The organism is Caballeronia temeraria, assembly GCF_001544795.2.
GTDB classification, from domain to species: domain Bacteria; phylum Pseudomonadota; class Gammaproteobacteria; order Burkholderiales; family Burkholderiaceae; genus Caballeronia; species Caballeronia temeraria.
Genome location: NZ_FCOI02000022.1, coordinates 1 through 20,256, shown reverse-complemented (window position 1 = coordinate 20,256; position 20,256 = coordinate 1). Strand labels below are relative to the sequence as shown.

The 20,256-nt window shown below is 64.5% G+C and carries 19 protein-coding genes; 7 read left to right on the top strand and 12 right to left on the bottom strand.

Annotation, left to right across the window (positions count from 1 at the left end):
* Positions 1-145: 145 nt before the first annotated feature.
* From AWB76_RS26365 to AWB76_RS26355, 3 genes are read left to right on the top strand one after another with little or no spacing between them, the layout of a single operon-like run.
* A complete protein-coding gene (locus AWB76_RS26365; RefSeq protein ID WP_061163071.1) occupies positions 146-532 on the top strand; it encodes a tellurite resistance TerB family protein in 387 nt (128 codons plus the stop codon).
* Positions 533-563: 31 nt separating this feature from the next.
* Positions 564-1,148 (top strand): universal stress protein, encoded by a 585-nt coding sequence (locus AWB76_RS26360; RefSeq protein WP_061163070.1) that lies wholly within the window; start codon positions 564-566, stop codon positions 1,146-1,148.
* Positions 1,106-2,722, top strand: a complete 1,617-nt coding sequence (locus AWB76_RS26355) for an alkaline phosphatase D family protein (protein WP_061163069.1) — start codon at positions 1,106-1,108, stop codon at positions 2,720-2,722. Before AWB76_RS26360 ends, AWB76_RS26355 begins: the two co-directional genes overlap by 43 nt.
* On the opposite strand, the gene AWB76_RS26350 is transcribed toward AWB76_RS26355, so the two are convergent.
* Complete coding sequence (locus tag AWB76_RS26350) at positions 2,692-3,699, bottom strand: SDR family oxidoreductase (RefSeq protein ID WP_061163068.1); 1,008 nt, start codon at positions 3,697-3,699, stop codon at positions 2,692-2,694. The genes AWB76_RS26355 and AWB76_RS26350 overlap by 31 nt on opposite strands.
* Positions 3,700-3,794: 95 nt before the next feature.
* Here AWB76_RS26350 and AWB76_RS26345 point away from each other — a divergent pair, with 95 nt between their 5' ends.
* Entirely contained in the window at positions 3,795-4,685 is an 891-nt protein-coding gene (locus tag AWB76_RS26345) for a LysR family transcriptional regulator (RefSeq protein WP_061163067.1), read from the top strand.
* 5 nt (positions 4,686-4,690) lie between these two features.
* On the opposite strand, the gene wrbA is transcribed toward AWB76_RS26345, so the two are convergent.
* Positions 4,691-5,293 (bottom strand): NAD(P)H:quinone oxidoreductase, encoded by a 603-nt coding sequence (wrbA, locus tag AWB76_RS26340; RefSeq protein WP_061163066.1) that lies wholly within the window; start codon positions 5,291-5,293, stop codon positions 4,691-4,693.
* Between the two features lie 158 nt (positions 5,294-5,451).
* Here wrbA and AWB76_RS26335 point away from each other — a divergent pair, with 158 nt between their 5' ends.
* The gene (locus tag AWB76_RS26335) at positions 5,452-6,090 is read left to right on the top strand and encodes a LysE family translocator (protein WP_061163065.1); all 639 of its coding nucleotides are present in this window, start codon (positions 5,452-5,454) and stop codon (positions 6,088-6,090) included.
* Between the two features lie 88 nt (positions 6,091-6,178).
* A complete protein-coding gene (locus tag AWB76_RS26330) occupies positions 6,179-7,471 on the top strand; it encodes an FUSC family protein (RefSeq protein ID WP_061163064.1) in 1,293 nt (430 codons plus the stop codon).
* A gap of 1 nt (position 7,472) precedes the next feature.
* Here AWB76_RS26330 and zwf read toward each other — a convergent pair whose 3' ends face one another.
* From zwf to AWB76_RS26300, 6 genes are all read right to left on the bottom strand, one after another.
* The gene (zwf, locus tag AWB76_RS26325) at positions 7,473-8,948 is read right to left on the bottom strand and encodes a glucose-6-phosphate dehydrogenase (RefSeq protein WP_061163063.1); all 1,476 of its coding nucleotides are present in this window, start codon (positions 8,946-8,948) and stop codon (positions 7,473-7,475) included.
* 174 nt (positions 8,949-9,122) lie between these two features.
* A complete protein-coding gene (locus tag AWB76_RS26320; protein WP_061163151.1) occupies positions 9,123-10,022 on the bottom strand; it encodes a LysR family transcriptional regulator in 900 nt (299 codons plus the stop codon).
* 69 nt (positions 10,023-10,091) lie between these two features.
* Positions 10,092-12,179, bottom strand: a complete 2,088-nt coding sequence (locus tag AWB76_RS26315; RefSeq protein WP_061163062.1) for a 2Fe-2S iron-sulfur cluster-binding protein — start codon at positions 12,177-12,179, stop codon at positions 10,092-10,094.
* A 48-nt stretch (positions 12,180-12,227) separates the two neighbouring features.
* A complete protein-coding gene (locus tag AWB76_RS26310) occupies positions 12,228-12,848 on the bottom strand; it encodes a glutathione S-transferase family protein (RefSeq protein ID WP_061163061.1) in 621 nt (206 codons plus the stop codon).
* A 157-nt stretch (positions 12,849-13,005) separates the two neighbouring features.
* Entirely contained in the window at positions 13,006-13,308 is a 303-nt protein-coding gene (locus AWB76_RS26305) for a hypothetical protein (RefSeq protein ID WP_061163060.1), read from the bottom strand.
* A gap of 101 nt (positions 13,309-13,409) precedes the next feature.
* The gene (locus AWB76_RS26300; protein WP_061163059.1) at positions 13,410-13,592 is read right to left on the bottom strand and encodes a DUF1289 domain-containing protein; all 183 of its coding nucleotides are present in this window, start codon (positions 13,590-13,592) and stop codon (positions 13,410-13,412) included.
* A gap of 280 nt (positions 13,593-13,872) precedes the next feature.
* On the opposite strand from AWB76_RS26300, the gene AWB76_RS26295 reads away from it, so the two are divergent.
* On the top strand, positions 13,873-15,861 hold the full coding sequence (locus tag AWB76_RS26295; protein WP_061163058.1) for an AI-2E family transporter: 1,989 nt from the start codon (positions 13,873-13,875) through the stop codon (positions 15,859-15,861).
* Here the strand turns inward: AWB76_RS26295 and AWB76_RS26290 are convergent.
* From AWB76_RS26290 to AWB76_RS26275, 4 genes are all read right to left on the bottom strand, one after another.
* Entirely contained in the window at positions 15,858-16,091 is a 234-nt protein-coding gene (locus AWB76_RS26290; protein WP_061163057.1) for a hypothetical protein, read from the bottom strand. The two genes, AWB76_RS26295 and AWB76_RS26290, sit on opposite strands and share 4 nt — an antisense overlap.
* Before the next feature lie 66 nt (positions 16,092-16,157).
* Complete coding sequence (locus AWB76_RS26285; RefSeq protein ID WP_061163056.1) at positions 16,158-17,717, bottom strand: methyl-accepting chemotaxis protein; 1,560 nt, start codon at positions 17,715-17,717, stop codon at positions 16,158-16,160.
* Between the two features lie 117 nt (positions 17,718-17,834).
* Entirely contained in the window at positions 17,835-18,917 is a 1,083-nt protein-coding gene (locus tag AWB76_RS26280) for a hypothetical protein (protein WP_061163055.1), read from the bottom strand.
* Positions 18,918-19,065: 148 nt separating this feature from the next.
* Positions 19,066-19,860 carry a 3-hydroxybutyrate dehydrogenase gene (locus tag AWB76_RS26275; protein WP_061163054.1) on the bottom strand — a complete coding sequence of 265 codons (795 nt, stop codon included), beginning with the start codon at positions 19,858-19,860 and terminating at the stop codon, positions 19,066-19,068.
* Between the last annotated feature and the right edge of the window lie 396 nt (positions 19,861-20,256).

The following is a 20,256-nucleotide window of genomic DNA, read 5'->3' as shown; positions in this document are numbered from 1 at the left end:
GCGCTTGTTCGGCCCGCACAGACACGGCGCGCTCATTCGATGCTCATTGTCCACGCCTACGATGCAAGGCATTCGGGCGGCGCGGTCCTGATCGAATCCATCGCACTGCCTTTCGTTGACGACGTTTTCATCGAGGAGAAATGCCATGCGCCACTATCCATCGGACAGTCCCCGCGCGGCCGCGCGCATCGTCGTGATGTCGCTGATCGCGGACGGGCATATCGGCAGTGCGGAAATCGAAGAGCTCGAACGGCGCGGCTTCTATGCGCGGCTCGGGCTGCATGCGGGCGAGCTGCATGAAGTCGTGCGCGAGGTCTGCGAGGATCTCACGCGATGTTCGTATCTCACCTGGGACGACATCTGTCGAGTCGATCCGCATGTCGTGCAGCAGCTCGCGCAAGACGTATCCGACGAACGCGTGAGACGCGACGTGCTCACGCTCTGCGAATCGGCCGTGGTCGCCGACGGCGTCATGACGTACAGCGAAGCCGCCGTGATCGACGCCGTGAAGCGCGCATGGCGCATGCACTGAATCGCGCGGATCATAGACCGGAGACGACATCATGCAGCAGCACATTCTCGTGGCCGTGGGACCGGATTGCAGCCATGCGGCGCTCTCGCTCGGCATCGCGCGGGCCCGCGAATCCAACGCGCGACTCACCGCGCTTCACGTCGTGGACCGCGCGCCGTTCTGGGCGATATCGTCGGCGCAGCACGACTTCGGCGCGGCGCTCGCGTATATCGACGAACTCGCGCGCGAAGTCGAGAAGCGCACGATACAGGCGATACGCGCATCGAGCATCAACGGCGTATGCGTGACGATGGACCTGCCGGGCGGCACGACGCTCGCGCGCGTGATCGCGCAGGCGGCGCGCGAGTTCGATGCGGATCTCATCGTGATAGGCCGCACGCAGGCCACGCACTGGCGCTTCTGGGAAGAGCGCGTGTCCGATGCGGTGAGCCGCTATAGCAACCGGCGCGTGCTGATCGCATCGGATGCGGCGGGCAATGGAGCGCCCGTTGAAACAAAAGCGACACCGTTACGTTTTACTATCGTCGATTCGACGCAGCGCACATCATCGTTCAGTTCGAGAGGAAGCTCGCCATGCCGGATCGCATCATCAAACCATCCCGACGCACCGTGTTGAAGGGTCTCGTTTCCGGCACGGGGCTCGCGCTCACGGGCGCGGGTCTCGCCGATGCGCTCGCGCAAGGCGTCGCGCCCGCCGTCGTCACCGCAGACAGGCTGCGTCCGCAACTGCCCGGCGGCGTGATGAGCGGCGATGTCACCGCGACGAGCGGCATCGTCTGGAGCCGCGCGGACCGGCCGTCGCGCATGATCGTCGAATATTCGACGAGCGAGCGCTTCACGACGTCTCAGCGGCGTATCGGACCGGCCGCGCTCGAAAGCAGCGGCTTCACGGCGCGTGTCGATCTGACCGGCCTGCCGCCCGGCGCCGAAGTGTTCTATCGTGTGCGCTTCGCCGATCTCGTCGATGGCAAGGCCTACAGCGAGCCGGTGACGGGCCGCCTGCGCACGGCATCGATCGATGCGAATAAGCCCATCTGTTTCGTCTTTTCCGGCGATGAAGCGGGGCAGGGCTGGGGCATCAACGAGCGCTTCGGCGGTTATCGCATCTATGAAGCGATGCGTCGCGAAGCGCCGGATTTCTTCATCCATCAGGGCGATCAGATCTATGCGGACAGCGTGATCGAATCCGAAGTAAAGCTGCCCGACGGCACGATGTGGACGAACATCGTGACCGAAGGCAAGTCGCATGTCGCGCAGACGCTCGACGACTATCGCGCGGCCTTCGCGTATAACCAGCTCGATAAAAACAAGCGCCGCTTCGCAGCCGAAGTGCCGTTCCTCGTGCAATGGGACGATCACGAAGTGCGCAACAACTGGTATCCCGGACAGGTGATCGGCGAAGCGGAGAAGCGCTATCAGACGCGCTCGATCAACCTGCTCGAAGCGCGCGCGAAGCAGGCGATGTTCGAATACAACCCGTATCGCATCAATCAGCTCGATCCGGAACAGGTGTATCGCGGCTTTCAGTTCGGCCCGCTGCTCGATGTGTTCATGCTCGACGAGCGTTCGTATCGCGGCGCGAACTCGCCGAACCGACAGACGCGCCTCGATGCGGATTCGGCGTTTCTCGGCTCGCAACAGACCGCGTGGCTGAAGGCATCGTTGAAGGCGTCGCGCGCGACGTGGAAGGTGATCGCGAGCGATATGCCGATCTCGCTCGTCGTGCCCGATCTGAATCCCGATGTACCCAAGGGCACGTTCGAAGCGTGGGCGAATGCGGACAACGGCGCGCCGTCGGGCCGCGAACTGGAGCTTGCCGACATCCTGCGCTTCATCAAGCAGGAAGACATCAGGAACGTCGTGTGGATCACGGCCGATGTGCACTACGCGCAGGCGACGCACTACGATCCGTCGCGCGCGAAGTTCACGGAGTTCAAGCCCTTCTGGGAATTCGTCGGCGGGCCGATCAACGCGGGCACGTTCGGACCGAACGATCTCGACATGACGTTCGGTCCGGAGCTGCGCTACGTGAGCGTGCCGAAGGACAATCCGCAGAACCGTTCGCCGGCGGCGCTGCAGCAGTTCTATGGCCGCGCGAAGATCGATCCGCAGAGTCGCGCGCTGACGGTCTCGTTGCACGATCTGAACGGCAAGTCGCTCTACGAAGTGAAGCTCGACGTCGAAGCCTGAGCGTCGATACGGCCGCTAGGCTCGATGCAGCCGAGACCGGCGAGCGTCGCTTCGATCGCGTCTTCGAGCGGCGTGTGCGGCTCGCGGCCGAGCGCCGCGACGAGGCGCGCGTTGTCCATGCGGATCGGCGTGCGCCATAGATAGCGCATCTCGCGCATTTCGCGAAACGTCGCATTGAATGGCGATGCCAGCGTGAGCAGCCACCACGGGAACGCGGCGATGCCCGGTTTGCGTCCCGTGCAGCGTTCGATCACGCGCTGCATCGCCGTGATGAAGCGCGTGCCGTCATCGTCCCAATGGCCGGCCATGTGAAAGCGCGCGAACGGTTCGAGCACGTCGCGACGCGCGAGCAGATCGACCATCGTGCGCGCGACGTCGGGCAGATACGACCATTCATGCCCGACGCCTCGTGCGCCCGGATAACTGATCCTGCCGACCGGCTGCCCCGGCTTCACGAGACCTTGCGAGAACCAGTTGTTGCCGGCCTTCGGTCCGAAGAAATCGCCGGCGCGTACGATCAGCACGCGCGCGCCTTCGTCGCTCGCACGTTTCAGACGCGCTTCCATCTCGACGCGAATCGCACCCTTGCGCGTGAGCGGATGTTGCGGCGAGTCTTCGTTCAACACGGGAAATGCGTCCGGGCCGAAGTTGTAGATCGTGCCCGGCAAGACGATCGTCGCGCGCTCGCGCTTCGCAGCCGCGATGGTGTTGTCGAGCATCGGCAGCACGAGTTCCGCCCAGCGTCTGTAGCCCGGCGGATTGACCGCATGCACGATGACCGCGCAGCCACGCGCCGCGCGAGCGACGTCATCGCGATTCAGCGCATCGCCTTGCATCCATTCGATGCCTTCTGCATCCGGCTTCACCGTGCGACGCAGACCGCGCACCTTCCAGCCCGCATCGCGCAACTGCCGCGCGACTTCTCCGCCGATGCCGCCCGTCGCGCCGAGTACCAGAACCGATTCTCCGTGTGCCATGCCGTGCTCCGATCGCTATGTCGATAAGCCGATTCTCCGCGCTTTCGCGTTGCAATAAAATTGCCTAACTGTGTAGATCGGATATACAAATTCGTATGGCGGAAAATATCGGCTGGGAACTGTATCGCACGTTTCTCGCGGTGCTTCAGGAAGGCTCGCTTTCCGGCGCGGCGCGCGCGCTCGGCATCACGCAGCCGACAGCGGGGCGTCATGTCGAAGCGCTGGAACATGCATTGAACGTGAGCCTCTTCACGCGTTCGCAACTCGGCCTGCAACCGACCGATGTCGCGCTCGCGCTGCGCTCGCACGCCGAGGCGATGCAGCACACGGCCGCATCGCTGGAACGCGCGGCAAGCGGTCATGCCGACGGCGCGGGCGTGCAGGGCGTCGTGCGGGTATCGGCGAGCGAGATCGTCGGCGTGGAAGTGCTGCCGCCGATTATCGCGGCTCTGCGCGAGCGGCATCCGCGGCTCGTCGTCGAGCTCGTGCTGAGCAACCGCGTGCAGGATCTTTTGCAGCGCGAAGCCGATATCGCCGTGCGCATGGTGCGGCCGAGTCAGGCGCAACTCGTGGCGCGCCGTGTGGGAAGCATCGAAGTTGGCCTGCACGCGCGCCGCGATTATCTCGACAGGCACGGCACGCCGCGCAACGCGAAGGCGCTGTGGGAGCACACAGTGATCGGCTTCGACAAGCCCACCGCGTTTTTACGCGGCGCGAGCAAGGCGCTGCCCGGCTTCACGCGCGACGCGTTCGCACTGCGCGCCGACAGCGACCTCGCGCAACTCGCGTTGATTCGCGCGGGCGCGGGCATCGGCATGTGTCAGGTCGCGCTCGCGCGCGGCGATGCGCTCGTGCGCGTGTTGCCCAACGCGTTCGCGTTCCAGCTCGAAACATGGGTGACGATGCACGAAGACTTGCGCGCGAGCCCACGCTGCCGCGCGACCTTCGACGCGCTCGCCGAAGGTCTCGAACGCTATGCGCGATAACGCGTCTATCCGGCGAGCTTACTGGCCAGTTCGGCGACGTGCTTGCCCTGATAGCGCGCGATATCGAGTTCGTTTTGCGAAGGCTGGCGGCTGCCGTCGGGCGAGGCGAGCGTGGTCGCGCCGTACGGTGTGCCGCCCGAAACCTCGCTCATGTTCGTGAGCCCGGCGCACGCATACGGCACGCCGACGATCACCATTCCATGATGCAGCAACGTGTTATGGAACGACGTGATCGTGGTTTCCTGGCCGCCGTGTTGCGAAGCCGTCGATGAAAACACGCTCCCGATCTTGCCGACGAGCGCGCCTTTCACCCACAGCCCGCCCGTCTGGTCGAGGAACGTGCGCATCTGGCCCGCCATGTTGCCGAAACGCGTAGGCGTGCCGAAGATGATCGCGTCGTAGTTCGCGAGTTCGTCGACAGTGGCGACGGGCGCCTGCTGATCGAGCTTCACGCCGATCTTCGCGGCCTGATCGGCGGGAATCGTTTCGGGCACGCGCTTGAGCGTGACTTCCGCGCCCGCGACGCCGCGCGCGCCTTCTGCAATGGCCTGCGCCATTGTTTCGACGTGGCCGTACATCGAATAGTAGAGAACCAGTACTTTCGCCATGATGTGTCCTTGTGAGAGGGGCATGTGCGCATTCAAAGATAGCATCGGCGTGCATATACGCAAGGAATTGGCCTGCCCGCGAAAATGCGAAGCGTTCATGGACGCGTGCGCCTTCGCTGCACGACACTGTCGCTATTCCAACCGGAGACACGATCACCATGACCGGCCACGCCTTGATCAGCGCCAATCTGCTTATCGCTTATTCGGCGTATTTCGTCGGCACCGCGAGTCCCGGGCCGAGCAATCTCGCGATCATGTCCATCGCGAGCACGTCGGGGCGGCGCGCGGCCTTCGCATTCGCGGCGGGCGTGATGTCCGGCTCGTTCTTCTGGGCGATCCTCGCCGCGCTCGGCCTTTCCGCCGCGCTGACGGCGTACTCGGGCTTTCTCGTCGGCGTGAAGATCTGCGGCGGGCTGTATCTGTTGTGGCTCGCATTCAAGTCGGGGCGCGCGGCGTGGAAGCCGCCGCTGCGGACCTCGCCGGCGGATGCGCAAGGGCAAAGCGGCCGCAAACTTTACGCGCGCGGCGCGCTGCTGCATCTCACGAATCCGAAGGCGATTCTCGTGTGGATGTCGGTGGCGGCGCTCGGTTCGTCGGCGGGGGAAGGGCCGGGACATATGCTCGTCGTGGTCGCGGGGTGTCTGTGCATCGGCGCATGCGTGTTCGGCGGCTATGCCGCGCTCTTCTCGATGGCCTCCGCGCGCCGCCTCTACCAGCGCATCCAGCGCGGCCTCGATGCGTGTCTCGCGCTCGTGTTCGGCGCGGCGGGCCTTCGCTTGCTGACATCGCGCGTGTAGCGGATTTGCCGCACTTTCGCGGTTCGGCTTTGCATCCGGACGATGGGGGGCTACGCTCAAGCCAGACGCCCGATCACTCGCGAGCACGATGCCGACCGACGATCCCCCCCGAAGCGCCCATTCCATCTCCGACGAAAGCGCCGCAGCCGTGGGCGCGTTCGTCCACATCGTCCGTGACGCCTTCGCCGCGCTCGGGCGCGAACTCATCGCGATCAGGCCGACGCCCGCGCGCGCGCTCTTCGCCACGCAAGCGATGTTGTCCGTCGGGCTGGCCGTCGCGCTCGCCTATGCATTCCATCTGAGCAACATCTGGTGGGCCGCGATCAGCGGCTTCGCGGTGATGCAGTCGAAATTCTCGGCGTGCGCGCAGCGCGGCGTGCATCGCGTGGTCGGGACGATCGCGGGCGCGCTGATCGGCGCCGTGGCCGGACCGCTGATCGGCGACGTGCCGTGGCTCTTCGTGCCGCTGCTCGGCGCGCTCGTCGGCATGTCGGTGTATCGCGCGCTGGTTTCGGACGCGGGCTACGCGTGGGTGCTCGGCGGCGTGACCGCGCTGATGGTGACCTTCGAGGCGCATCGGCTCGTGTCCGCGGCCGCGACGGCGTCGTTCGCGCTGCTGCGCGTCGCCGAAGTGGTCGTCGGAACGGTGGCGTGCGTGGCCGTGTCTGCGCTCTTTCATGCAGGCGTGCAGCACTACCGGAAGTTGCGCGGGGCGGCGCCGGTGCCGCGCGCTCAGGCGGCATCGACGGTGGATCGTGTCGATGGCGTCAACGCGCAAACCGTCACCGTCATTCCTTCCGATGCCGCCCGCGCCGTGCAGGCGCTCGATGCGATGCACGTCGCGCGCGCCGGCCAGATCGCGCTCGCCATGCGCAGGCGCCTCGCATGGGAAGGCGCGTGGTCGGTGATGATCCTCGCCGCGCTCGCGTATGCGTGGAACCTGCCCGGCTTCGCGCAGGCGATGGTGACGGCGGTCGCCGTGCTGATCCTGCCCGCATCGGCGCTCGGCAAGCCGACCAGCAAGCCGGTCGCCGAGCGCATGATTCAGCGTTTCATCGGCTGTCTGCTGGCGGGCGCGTTGAGCCTCGCGCTGCTGCCCTTATTGGGCGACAACCCGTTCGCCTGCATGCTCGCGCTGTGCGCGGGCGTGTGGATCGGCTGTCACGTGCAAACCGGAACGCAAGGCGCGAGCTATGTCGGGCGGCAGTTCGGCATCGCGTTCATCATGGTGTTCGTGCAGGATCACCATTGGTCGTCCGACCCGATGCCCGCGCTGATGCGCCTCGAAGGGATACTCGCGGGAATCGTGGTGTTGTCGGCGGTAATGGCGGCCGGCGCGCTATGGACCGCGCGCCGGACACCGCATGCCGCGATGCGGTGAATCAGGCTTCTTCCGCCCAGGCGAGATTCTCACGCGCCATCAACGCGCTCGAGGCGGCCGGGCCGAACGTTCCCGCCGTATAACCGCGCGGCCGGTCGCCGAGTTCCTTCCAACCGTTGAGAATCGGCTCGACCCACGTCCATGCCGCTTCCAGTTCGTCGCGGCGCATGAAATGCGTGAGGCGGCCGCGAATCACGTCGATGAGCAGGCGCTCATACGCTTCCGCGCGGCGCTGCGTCATGGCCTGCTGCAAGTCGAGATTGAGCGTGACCGGCTGCATGTGCATGCCGCTGCCCGGCTCCTTCGCCAACATCTGAAGCTGGATCGATTCTTCCGGCTGCAACGTGATCGTGAGGCGGTTGCCGTAGTGACGCGGACCATCGGGAATGATCGAGAACGGCAGATCCGCGAAGTCGATGACGATCTCCGAGCGGCGATTCTGCATGCGCTTGCCCGTGCGCAGGAAGAACGGCACGTTGGCCCAGCGCCAGTTGTTGATATGCGCGCGCAACGCGACGAACGTTTCCGCGCGGCTGTCGGCGGGCACGTTCTGCTCTTCGAGATACCCCTTCACCGCCTCGCCGCCGACCGCGCCCGCCGTGTACTGGCCGCGCACGGTGTCGCGGGCGATGTCCGCGACGGTCATCGGCCGCAGCGACTTCAGCACCTTCAGTTTTTCGTCGCGCACGGCGTCCGGATCGAGCGAGACGGGCGGTTCCATCGCGACGATGCAAAGCAGTTGCAGCAAGTGGTTCTGCACCATGTCGCGCAGTGCGCCGGTGTGATCGTAGAAGCCCGCGCGGCTGCCGACGCCCACCGTCTCCGACACCGTGATCTGCACGCTCTTGATATACGGCGCCTGCCACAGCGGGCCGAAGATCGCGTTGCCGAATCGCAGCACCATCAGGTTCTGCACGGTTTCCTTGCCGAGATAATGGTCGATGCGATAAATCTGCTCTTCCTTGAAGTGCTTGCCGACCGCATCGTTGATGGCGACCGCCGAGGCGAGATCGTGGCCGAGCGGCTTTTCCAGCACGACGCGCGCGTGCTCGTCGAGAATGCCCGCGTTATCGAGGTTGGTGCAGATGGTGACGAACAGTTCCGGCGACGTCGACAGATACAGCACGCGCTGCGAGCCGGGGCGCACGGCCTGCGCGAGACGCTCGAAATCGCCCGGATTTTCCACGTCGATGCGTACGTAGTCGAAGAGCGCGAGGAATTTGTCCCAGGACTGCGCATCGAACACTTTGGATTCGATGAACGGGCGCGCCTGCTCTTCCATGAAGTTCTTGAGGTAATCCTCGCGCGTCCAGTCCTTGCGGCCGATGGCGAGAATGCGCGTGTCGGCGGGAAGGTTGCAGTGCGTGTGCGCCATGTAGAGCGCCGGCAGCAGCTTGCGCGCCGCCAGGTCTCCGCCGCCCCCGAAGATGATCATGTCGAGCGGGCGTTCGTTCAAGGGAGAAGTTGGATTCGTCATGGTGCTTGAGCCGGTAAAGGTTCAGATAAGCCGAAAGCGCGGCGATCGGTGAGATCGTTCGAGACAGCTATGTTGCATGTTTTGCCGGCATTTTGCACGGCAGTCGTGCTAACGGCCGTTCGATTCGACGGGCGATGGACGTTTTGTCACCGACAACGCGTATGTTTAGCGCGCTTAGCGCAACGATTCATCCGCGCGCAGCGTCGCCACGGCGAGGTCGAGAAACGCGCGCACCTTTTGCGTGACGTGACGCCCTTCGCGATGCACGAGATGAATCGGCAAGGGCGGCGGCTCGAAGTCGGGCAGCACGATCGAAAGGCGCCCGTCGGTCACGTGCTGCGCGACCTGATACGACATAAGCCGCGCGATGCCGAAATCCGCGAGCGCGGCGGCGATGGCCGAATCGTTGGTCGTCGTCGTGAGACGCGGATGCGAGCGCACGAGAAACTGGCGCTCGCCGTCCTGAAGCCGCCATTCCGGCGGCGTCGACGAGCCCGTCGACGCAATGATCACATGTTGCGCGAGATCGTCCGGATGACGCGGCGTGCCGTGCTTCGCGAGATAGGCGGGCGATGCGCACAGCACGCGCCGCACGCGCCCGACGTTGATCGCCTGCAGCGACGAATCCGGCAGTTGCGCGATGCGCACGGCCACGTCGATGCCTTCGTCGACGAGATTCACGACGCGGTCGACGAACCAGCAGCTTGCATCGGCTTCGGGATAGCGGCCGAGATAGTCGAGGATGATCGGCGTGACGTGCAGCCGGCCGAACATGACCGGCGCGGTGATCGAGAGCAGGCCGCGCGGCGACGAATGCGTGCCGGTCGCGGAAAGCTCGGCGTTGTCGATTTCGCCGAGGATGCGGCGGCAGTCCTCGAAGTAGCCGCTGCCGGCGTCGGTGAGACGCACGACGCGTGTGGTACGCGTAAGCAGGCGCACGCCGAGATGCTCTTCGAGTTCGGTCACGACGCGGCTCACGACCGACGGCGACACATCGAGCTTGCGCGCCGCCGATGCGAAGCCGCCGGTTTCGACCACCGTGACGAAGGTCGTCATTGCCTGTAAACGGTCCATGAGAAAGCGCGGCGTGCCAGCTTGAAGGATGCCGTGCATTCTCGTGGATATGGGGGCGGGGCACAATCATCACACATCGAGCACGAGCGCCTCTCCCTCTCCAGCCGCCGGCATCGCGCAGCAAATCAGCGCTTCATCCTCGCCGGCATGAAACGCCGGCTCGTTCTCATACGACACCGCGCCCTGCACGACGCGCGTCCGGCAAGTGCCGCACGTGCCGCCCCGGCAATTGAACTCGGGCGACAAACCGCTCGCCTCCGCGAGTTCCAGCAACGTGCCGCTGCCCGGCTTCCATTGCGCGCGCGTGCCCGACTTCAGAAATTCGATCTTCACGGGTTCGGTCGCGGCGGGCCGCATCGGTTTCACGTCCGCGCCGCGATCCGCCGTGCGCTTCAGCGCCGATGGACCGAACGCTTCCGCATGCACACGCGCATCGGCGACGTTGAGCGCGCGCAGGCCATCGTAGATCGACTGCATGAACGCGCCCGGCCCGCACAGATAGAAATCGTAGTCGTTGAAGGGCAGGCGGCTCGTCAGCAGATCGATATCGATGCGCCCCGACACATCGTAATCGCGCTCGAACTGCGCGCCGTTCGTGTCGCTCAGCACGCGGATCACGGTCACCGCGCCGCCCGCGCTTTGCGCGAGCGCATCGATTTCCCGCGAAAACGCGCGGCTCGCGAGCGAATGCGCCGACACGATCATCCACACCGGACGCACGCGGCGCTTCCGCAAACCTTCGTAGACGAGATGCCGCAGCATCGCGAGCATCGGCGTGATGCCGACGCCCGCCGCCATCAGCACGGCAGGCCGGTGCTCCAGCGGATCGATCGTGAAATCGCCCGCCGGCGCGCGCGCCTCGATGACATCGCCCGCTTTCAACGTGTCGTGCAGATGCGCCGACACGCGTCCGTCGCGCTTCACGCTGATGCGATACACGCCGTCCGACGGCGCGACCGAAAGCGTGTAAGTGCGAATCTGCGGCTTCGCATCGCCGGGCAGCGTCACGCGGATCGGCAGATGCTGCCCCGCCTTGTGCACGACGATGCCCGCGCCATCGGCCGGTTCGAGATGGAACGAGCGGATCGCATCGCTTTCATCGACGATCTTGCTCACGCGGAATTCGCGCCACACGTTCGCGAGCGCGGCCGCCTTCAGACGCTCGGCCACTTGCGCCCAGTCGCCCGTCATCAGCGAATTGGGCGACGCGCCGTCGCGGCGCGCCTTCCATCGCAAAGGCAACGCCGCCGCGCGATAGAACACGCGGCGCGGCGTGAAGCGCCACAGCCGCTCCGCGCCCTGGAACGCGGCGGTTTCGGGCGAATCGAGCAGCACGTCGGCATCGCCCGCGAGCTGCAGCACGTCGCCCGTTTCGAAGTCCGCGAACACGAGGCCCGCGCGCCCGTTCACGAGAATATTGCCGAGCGTGTTGAAAAAGAGATTGCCGGCGAAATCGGGAATCGTGAGCGTGCCGTCGTCCGACAGCCGCACGAAACCCGGCTTGCCGCCGCGATGCGACACGTCCACTTGCCGATGCCCGTCCTCGCGATCGAAATACGATGCGACGAAGAACGTGTCCGCGCCCGCGATCATCGCTTTCGCGCGCGGCGAGAGGGTGTCGAGTCGGAGCGGCGGCACGGGCGAGGGCACGGCCGGATCGCGCACGAACTCGACATCGCGCAACTGAATGTATTGCGGGCAATTGCCGAAGCTCTGCTCGACGGACACATCGAACGCGGCGTTCGCGCCATCGCGACGAATCACGCCGTTCAGACGATTGCGGCGGCGCGTGTGCATCTCGATGCCGAGCAGGCCGATCGACGCGCCGTCGTTCATGCCGGCATCGGCGGGATCGAGCGGATCGCGTGCGCCGCTCATCGACAAGGTTTTTGCATCGGGCGTGCGCATGAAGCCGGGATGACCGGCGAGCAGCGTCGCCCAGGCATCGCCGCGTTCGTCGACGGAACCCGCCACGACGAACGGCAATTGCCCGAAGAACTGGCGATGCTGATCCGGCATGTAATCGCGCACGACGCGCCGCCCGACGCCGTCCATGCGCGCGTCGACGCCGAAGGCTTTCTGAATGGCGACTTCGCCGCGATGCCACGGCGAAGGCGTGGCGACTGTTGCGACATCGGGAAGCGTGGAAGCGGACATGATCGTATGCCTCGTCGATACAGGCGGGGCGCTGACCCCGCGCTCACTTTACGCCGCGAGACCCGCGGCCGTCTTCTGAAACGGAACGAAGCCCTTCAGTGCCTCGACGCGCTCGAGCCACGCGTTCACGTTCGCGTAGGCGGCAAGATCGACGTTGCCTTCGGGCGCGCTCGAGATGTAGCTGTACAGCGCGATGTCCGCGATGGTCGGATGCGCGGCGTCGATATCGGCGATCCAGCTGCGATTCGCCAGTTCGGCGTCGATCACCTTGAGGACGTTGTGCGCGCGGGCGATGACTTCCTCCGCGTCGAACTTCGCGCCGAACACGGTGATGAGACGCGCGGCGGCGGGGCCGAACGCGATCTGCCCGGCCGCGACCGAAAGCCAGCGCTGCACGGCGGCGGCTTGCGCGGGCGTTTCGGGCAGCCACTTCTTATCGCCGGCTTTTTGCGCGAGGTAGACGAGGATCGCGTTCGAATCGGCGATGATGACGTCGCCATCGACGAGAACGGGAATCTGGCCGAAGCGGTTCATCGCCAGGAATTGGGGCGCCTTGTGCGCGGCGGCGGCGAGATCGAGGAACACTTCTTCGTGGTCGACGCCGAGCAGACTCAGAAATAAACGCGCGCGGTGCGAATGACCGGACAGCGGATGGTAAAAAAGCTTCATGGCAAGTTCCCTGATTCGGTGGATGGCCGGGAGAGGCCCCGTCCTGTGAATCAAGTATCAGTTCTTGCCGTGAGAAGGAGAATAGCGTCGAATTTCAAATCACTATTCTCGGATCGAGAATGGTGAGCGCGAGTTCGGTGCGTGGCATCACGCAGGTTTATTCACCGCGCGGCACGTTCGCCTTGTTGCCCGCGAGCGGCGAGCCGTAGCCGCCGCTGTTGGCGTTGTTCGGCAGACCGTTGACGAGTTGGGCGCGCGGATCGCTCGGATTGAGATTCAGCTCGCCGGCCTGCGCGTTGCCGTGCGTCGGATACTGGCTGCCGAGCGGCGCGTCGGGCATAAGCTTCGTGCTGTTCTGCGGCGCGTACATGTCGGTTTCGGCGCTCGGATGAAGCTGCGCAAAAGCCGGCGCGACGGCAAAGGCCGATGCGATGACGAGTACGGCGCGGGTCACGTTCATGATGGACTCCCTGCAAGTCATCATTCAGTGTAGCCCTCGCGCACGGCGAGACAGCCATCACCCTTCTGCCGACCAGTCCAGCGTTTGTTCTTTCGCGACGCCTACTTCGCGTGCTTCTTCAGCTTCGCCTTGCGCTTCGGCCTTTCATCGACGATGCGCGCGCGATGCTTGTCCTTCATCTTCTTCCACTCTTTGCACTCGTCCTTCGTGCGCAGACAGCCGATGCAGAAGCCGGTTTTCTCGTCGAACTTGCAGATGCTGATGCAGGGTGAATCGACTGCCATGATGTCCTTTTTTGTCGTCGGCGGCGTCCGTCAATCTCGCACGCGAGCGGTTCGCGCATCCAACTGATTGTTTCGATCATCGCGATAGAGCGCGATATACACGCTCCCGTATTTCCTCACCGTTGAACCCATTGCTGTAAAATTCGGCTCCCGAATAGTCTCACCGCGAGCGCCGGTGGACGCCGATCCGACGGCACGCGCCTTGCTTGCTGCTCTCTCTAGCTCCCGGCGCACAAGCTGGCCGATTCCGCTGACTCCACACTCAAAGCGAGCTGTTCACATGCCGCAAGCACCCGCGCCGCGCCGGCCTCCCGCCAAGATCCTGCCGCCCGAGGCGCCCGGCGTGCGCGCGCTCGCGTCGCTCGTGACGGGCGTCGTCGTCATTTGCGCGCTGTACTTCGGCCGCGCGGTGATGATTCCGATCATCCTCGCGATTCTGTTGAGCTTTCTGCTCGCGCCGTTCGTCGACGTCTTGCGGCGCCTGCGGCTCGGGCAAGTGCCGTCTGTGATCGTCGCGGTGGTGATCGCGCTGTCGGTGCTGACGGCCGTCGGCGCGCTGATCGGCGCTCAGGTCGCGCAGCTCGCGGGCGATCTGCCGAAGTACCAGGTGGCGGTCGAGCGCAAGATCGATTCCGTGCAGAAGATGACCGTCGGACGCGCGGATGAGTTTCTCGGCCGCGCATCGCGTGCGTTGAAACGGCTCTCGCCCGCGCGCGAGCAGGAGCCGAAGAACGAGGACAACCCGGCCGCGTCGCCGATCGATCAGCCGATGCCCGTCGAAGTGCACGAGCCCACGCCGACGCCGCTCGAACTGGCGCAGCGCTTCCTGTCGCCGGTGATCAGTCCGCTGGAAACCACCGGCATCGTGCTCGTGGTCGCGGTGTTCATCCTGCTTCAGCGCGAAGATCTGCGCGACCGGCTGATCCGGCTGTTCGGCTCGCGCGACCTGCATCGCGCCACCACCGCGATGGACGAAGCCGCGCGGCGGCTGTCGCGCTATTTCCTTGCGCAGCTCGGCATCAACGTGGGCGTGGGCATCGTCATTTCGATCGGGCTTGCGATCATCGGCGTGCCGGGCGCGCTGCTCTTCGGCGTGATGACCGCGCTCTTGCGCTTCGTGCCGTATGTCGGGACGTGGATCGCGGCGATCGTCGCGGTCGTGTTCGCGGCGGCGGTCGGTCCCGGCTGGGCGATGCTCGTGTGGACCATCGTGCTCTTCGGCGTGACGGATATCGTCGCGGGTCAGATCGTCGAGCCGCTCCTGTACGGGCACAGCACGGGGTTGTCGCCGTTCGCGGTGATCGTCGCGGCGATCTTCTGGAGCTGGATCTGGGGGCCGATCGGCCTCGTGCTTTCGACGCCGCTCACGCTCTGTCTCGTGATTCTCGGCCGCCATGTCGATCGCCTCGAATTTCTCGACGTGCTGTTCGGCGACCGGCCTGCGCTCACGCCCGCCGAAAACTTCTATCAGCGGCTGCTCGCGAACGATCCCGACGAGGCGCTCGTGCAGGCCGAATCGCTGCTCAAGGAGCGCTCGCTGATCGCGTATTACGACGAAGTCGCGCTCGAAGGCCTGCGCTACGCGCACAACGACGTGCTGCGCGGCGTCGTGACGGCGGACCAGTTGCGGCGCATCAACGAATCGGCGCTGGACATCATCGAAGGGCTGGAGGATGCGGAGGACACGGCGGTGACCGTCGTGCCGAAGGAAGACTTGCCCGCGAGCTTCGAGTCGCCCGAGGACGGGCTGCAAGTGCGGCCCGAGACGCCGCCCGCGCGCTTCGATGCGCAGGCGGAAGGTCACACGGCGTCGGTGCTGTGCATCGCGGGGCGAAGCGAGCTCGACGATCTCGCCGCGACCATCGCCGTGCAGCTTTTTCGCAAGCATGGCCTGTACGCGGATCTGGCGGGTTACGAGCGCTTTTCGCGCGGACGCTTCGGCGAAGTCGATCTCGGCGGCGTGTCGATCATCTGCGTCGTGTCGTTCGATGCGGCCGAGTCGCCGCCGTATCTGCGCAATCTGCTGCGGCGGCTGCATCAGCGCGCGCCGTCGGCGGAGCTGATCGTCGGACTGATATTCCCCGACAGTTCGCTGCAAGGCGAAGTGCTCGTGCGCACGAGTTCGGCGGCGGTGTCGTTCAGGGAACTGGTCGAGGCTTGCGTGGCCGCCGCGCGCCGTCAGTCCGCCGACGGCGTGCCGTGGGCCGGTCTTACCGGCACCGGCGACGAAACCGCGCTGAGCGGCCCGCGCGAGGACGTGCCGGTTTAACGATTCCCGTCGAACAGATCGTTGAGCATGGTGTCGAAGGCGGCTTGCGCGTCTTCGAGTTCCTGGAGCGCGGCGTCGAAAGTCTGCAACGCGATCTGCGACGGCCGGCCGTCGCCTTCGGGCGGAAACTGCTTCTGCAGCGCCAGGAAAGCGGACTGAACCTGGCGCGTCGCGTTGACGATGCGTTCCATCGCTCGCGCTTCTTCCGTGCGATTGTTCTCAGCGGTCATCGGAGACACTCCTCGTTGGCAATGCCCCGATAGTACCAAGCGATGCGTGTTTCGACGCTGCCGATCTCAAGCCTTGGCGACCGTGAAGAGCCGCACCGCCTCGTCCAGCACGACGGCGCGTTCCGCGAGGCGCTGCGCCGTGGCCGCCGCCTGCTCGACGAGCGCGGCGTTCTGCTGAGTCGAATCGTCGAGATGGGCGACCGCCTGATTCACCTGCGCGATGCCCTCGGCCTGCTCGCCGCTCGCCTTCGCCACTTCCATGATGATCGTCGAGACGCGGTTCACCGCTTCGTCGATGGCGCGCATCTGGCTCGTCGTGCGCGTGACGAGGCTCGTGCCTTCCGCGATCTGCGCGACGCTCGTCGCCACCACGTCCTCGATTTCCTTCGCCGATGCTGCGCAGCGCTGCGCCAGATTGCGCACTTCGGTCGCGACCACGGCGAACGAGCGGCCCGCTTCGCCCGCGCGCGCCGCCTCGACGGCCGCGTTGAGCGCGAGGATGTTGGTCTGGAACGCGATGCCGTCGATGACATCGGTGATGTCCGCGATGCGCCGCGACGCCGTCGTGATGCCCGCCATCGTCTGCTCGACCTGGCTCGCGATGCGCCCGCCGTCGTCGGCCGCCGCCTGCGCTTCCTTCACGAGTTCGAGCGCACGCACGGTGGCGTCGGCGTTGCCCTGGACGGTCGTGGTGAGCTGATCCATCGTCGCAGCCGTCTGTTCGAGCGATGCCGCCTGCATCTCGGTGCGGCGCGACAGATCCGTGTTGCCGCTCGAAATCTCGTTCGCGGCCTCGAGCATGCCGCCGATCTGACCGCGCACATCGAACACGATCGCCGCGAGATTCGCCTTCAACTGGCCGAGCGCGCGCTGCACGTCGCCGAGATCGTCGTGGCGCGCATCGGGCATGTCGACCGTCAGATCGCCCGCGGCCATGCGCGCGGCGAAGCTGGACATCGTGCGCACGGGGGCATCGACCTGACGTGAGAGCGCGAACCAGCCCGCGAAGCTCGCGGCCGAACTCACGCCGAGCGCGATCCAGAAAGGCAGCGGCGGCGCGCCGCGCCAGCCGGCCAGCGCCGCGGCCAGCATGCTGACGGGCACGGCCGCGAAAGCTGTGGCGAGCCGCGCGCGCACCGGCAGGTTCGCGAGCGCCGCGAGCTTGCCTGCGATGCCGTGCTTGACGAGCGCGCCGCGCACGAGCCGGTGCGACGCGTTGCCCGCCTTGATCTGCGCATAGAGCGCGGTGGCCTCGCGCACTTCGTCGCGCGCCGGCTTCACGCGCACGGACAGATAGCCCACGACCTTGCCGTGCTCCATCACCGGCGTGACGTTCGCGCGCACCCAGTAGTGGTCGCCGTTCTTGCGGCGGTTTTTGACGAGCGCGGTCCACGAGCGGCCGGCGCGCACGGTCGCCCAGAGATCGGCGAAGGCTTCGCGCGGCATGTCGGGATGACGGATGATGTTGTGCGGCTGGCCGATCAACTCGGCGCGCGAGAAGCCGGACACCGACACGAACGCCGGATTGCAGTACTGGATGTTGCCGGAAAGATCGGTGGAGGAGACGAGCATCTCCGAGGCGTGGAATTCGAACTCTTGCTGGGTGACGGGCTGGTTATTACGCATGATGTCCTTGCTTATTTCGATTCACGATTCCAAGGACATAACGGCCGAAGCCCCCACGATCTTTAGGGGAATCCGACGAAAACGCTCAAGTGTGACGAATTGCCGCCGATAGGGGCGTCATGCGGATCGATAACGATTCAGGATCGTTTCGAACACCTCGCGCGATTCCGGATGTATCTGCAGGCATGCTTCCGTCAATTGCACGATTTGCTCAACGTTCATCTGGAAGGGGCCCATTTGCACGATTTCGGCCGAGCGTGAGACCGTATTGATCCTGTCGATATACTCTTTCATGAATCCGCAATCCGTCCACTCCGGCGACTCGCTCATCTGGTTCAACGCGCTGTATGTCAGACGATCGAGATAATCTTCGCTGAAAATACCCCGGTTCGTTTTGACGAAGATTACTTCGAACGGATGTGCGCTTCGGCCGAAATAACTATAGGCACAGCTCGGATCTCCCTGCGATCGATGTACGCCCGGGTCTAAGTCGACATGCGAGTTCCGATAATCAATCTTATTAAACTCAGGCAGGAGCGCCGCGATATTCAGACCGCGAGCCAGAACGAGCTGGGACAGCAGGATTTCATACCTCAGAACTACCTGCTCTTTGGTCAAATCGATATTGTTCGAATAGAATCCGGATTCTATGAGATATGAGAGCGTCGTTTTCGGCATGGCGTAGGCCATTGTCTGAACGTGTGAAAACGGCTCGCGAAAACCTGGAATACTTGCACGAAACGCTTCGGTGAACGGCGATTCCTGCGACAGGATATTAATGGTGGGGCCCACCAGCCCGACGTCGCCGGTCAGTTTCATGCTGAACACGCTTTTCCAGTCGCGTCCGGCATACGGCGGCATGAATGGACCGCGAACCGATGAATTGACGAAGTAGACGAAATCGTAAGCCAGAGCGTCGTTTCCGAGCGCATTGATGACCGCGGAATAGCCGCCGAAATCGTTATGCTTGTTTTCCGTGAAAACGTATCGAAGATTATGCCGTGTCGGCAAATCGATCGTGTGCTCTCCCGCGATCACGATAATGTGATCGCAATCCTCCGAGTAGCCGAACAGGAGAAAATGCGCGAGATTATAAATATAGTTCTTGTCTTTCTCGAAGAAATGGTAGATGACGAGGGATTTCGCGCGATGAGCGCCGGCCGGATCGCTGGCCGTATTGCGTGCGGAAAGTGAGTTCATGGCTTCGGGGTCAGTCGATTCGCAGCTGATCGGCCGATGTTACATGAACTCCATAATGGGATGGCTCGCGGAAACCGAATCAATCCATCCGTTTTTACGATTCATTACGTATTTGCGCGCCGCCTGAAAATCAGGCGGCGCGCGTTGCTTACTGCGCGCTCCATCCGCCGTCGATCTGCAGCGCCGAGCCGCGCATTTCGCTTGCGGCATCGGAGCAGAGGAACACGGCCATATCGCCGATCTGCTGCGCTGTCACGAATTGCGCGGACGGTTGTTTATCGCCGAGGAGCTTCGCGCGCGCCGCGTCGGGCGTGAGCGAGTCGCGAGCGGCGAGGTCGTCGATCTGTTTCTGCACGAGCGGCGTCAGCACGAAGCCCGGGCAGATTGCGTTGACGGTCACGCCGGAGCGGGCGTTTTCGAGCGCGGCGACTTTCGTCAGGCCGAGAATCCCGTGTTTCGCGGCGACATAAGCCGACTTGCCTGCCGATCCCACGAGCCCGTGCACCGACGCGATATTGATCACGCGTCCCCAGTTGCGGGCGCGCATTTGCGGCAGGGCGACGCGCATCGTGTGGAACGCGGAGCTCAGATTGATGGCGATGATTGCGTCCCAGCGATCGACGGGGAATTCGTCGATGGTTGCGACGTGCTGGATGCCGGCGTTGTTCACGAGCACATCGACGGCGCCGAATTGTTCGATTGCGAAGGCGATCATCGCTTCGATGTCTTCGGGCTTCGTCATGTCGGCCGGATGGTGGACGGCTTTGACGCCGGTGGCCTCGATTTGCTTGAGGGCGCCATCGACATCGCCGAAACCGTTGAGCACGAGATTCGCGCCGGCTTGCGCGAGGGCCGTGGCGATGCCCAAGCCGATGCCGCTCGTCGAGCCGGTGACGAGCGCCGTTTTGCCGGCGAGCGATTTGTTCGATGCGGGTTGAGTCATGGGCTGGGTTTTCCTTCTTCGGTTGATTGGGTTCTTGCGAAGTTTCGGGTGTTGGGGTGTGGTGCGTATATTGGGGTTTTCTTTTTTTTCGCTGGGTCCCGGCTTCTTTGTGGTCTATTAGCACTGCCCCTGTGCGGGGCGGCAGTCACTTTCTTTGCTGCTGCAAAGAAAGTAACCAAAGAAAGCAGCTCGATACGCCCGCGGTCACACGTAGTTTGGGTAGTTCTCTCGTCCTCGGCGGCACTCGCCTAAGTGTCGCCCTCGAAGGACTAACCGGGCTTGGCTCGCGCACGGTCTGCCGCTTCGCACCACTCAACAAACTGGTTCAGCACCAAATAGCACCAGCCCGCTTCGCGGCCGAGGGGTCCACCCGGTCGCACAGCGCATGCGAACCAA

Coding starts and splice junctions, on each gene's coding strand:
- AWB76_RS26365 (WP_061163071.1), top strand. CDS start 146: ATGCGCCACTATCCATCGGACAGTCCCCGCGCGGCCGCGCGCATCGTC.
- AWB76_RS26360 (WP_061163070.1), top strand. CDS start 564: ATGCAGCAGCACATTCTCGTGGCCGTGGGACCGGATTGCAGCCATGCG.
- AWB76_RS26355 (WP_061163069.1), top strand. CDS start 1,106: ATGCCGGATCGCATCATCAAACCATCCCGACGCACCGTGTTGAAGGGT.
- AWB76_RS26350 (WP_061163068.1), bottom strand. CDS start 3,699: ATGGCACACGGAGAATCGGTTCTGGTACTCGGCGCGACGGGCGGCATC.
- AWB76_RS26345 (WP_061163067.1), top strand. CDS start 3,795: ATGGCGGAAAATATCGGCTGGGAACTGTATCGCACGTTTCTCGCGGTG.
- wrbA (WP_061163066.1), bottom strand. CDS start 5,293: ATGGCGAAAGTACTGGTTCTCTACTATTCGATGTACGGCCACGTCGAA.
- AWB76_RS26335 (WP_061163065.1), top strand. CDS start 5,452: ATGACCGGCCACGCCTTGATCAGCGCCAATCTGCTTATCGCTTATTCG.
- AWB76_RS26330 (WP_061163064.1), top strand. CDS start 6,179: ATGCCGACCGACGATCCCCCCCGAAGCGCCCATTCCATCTCCGACGAA.
- zwf (WP_061163063.1), bottom strand. CDS start 8,948: ATGACGAATCCAACTTCTCCCTTGAACGAACGCCCGCTCGACATGATC.
- AWB76_RS26320 (WP_061163151.1), bottom strand. CDS start 10,022: ATGGACCGTTTACAGGCAATGACGACCTTCGTCACGGTGGTCGAAACC.
- AWB76_RS26315 (WP_061163062.1), bottom strand. CDS start 12,179: ATGTCCGCTTCCACGCTTCCCGATGTCGCAACAGTCGCCACGCCTTCG.
- AWB76_RS26310 (WP_061163061.1), bottom strand. CDS start 12,848: ATGAAGCTTTTTTACCATCCGCTGTCCGGTCATTCGCACCGCGCGCGT.
- AWB76_RS26305 (WP_061163060.1), bottom strand. CDS start 13,308: ATGAACGTGACCCGCGCCGTACTCGTCATCGCATCGGCCTTTGCCGTC.
- AWB76_RS26300 (WP_061163059.1), bottom strand. CDS start 13,592: ATGGCAGTCGATTCACCCTGCATCAGCATCTGCAAGTTCGACGAGAAA.
- AWB76_RS26295 (WP_061163058.1), top strand. CDS start 13,873: ATGCCGCAAGCACCCGCGCCGCGCCGGCCTCCCGCCAAGATCCTGCCG.
- AWB76_RS26290 (WP_061163057.1), bottom strand. CDS start 16,091: ATGACCGCTGAGAACAATCGCACGGAAGAAGCGCGAGCGATGGAACGC.
- AWB76_RS26285 (WP_061163056.1), bottom strand. CDS start 17,717: ATGCGTAATAACCAGCCCGTCACCCAGCAAGAGTTCGAATTCCACGCC.
- AWB76_RS26280 (WP_061163055.1), bottom strand. CDS start 18,917: ATGAACTCACTTTCCGCACGCAATACGGCCAGCGATCCGGCCGGCGCT.
- AWB76_RS26275 (WP_061163054.1), bottom strand. CDS start 19,860: ATGACTCAACCCGCATCGAACAAATCGCTCGCCGGCAAAACGGCGCTC.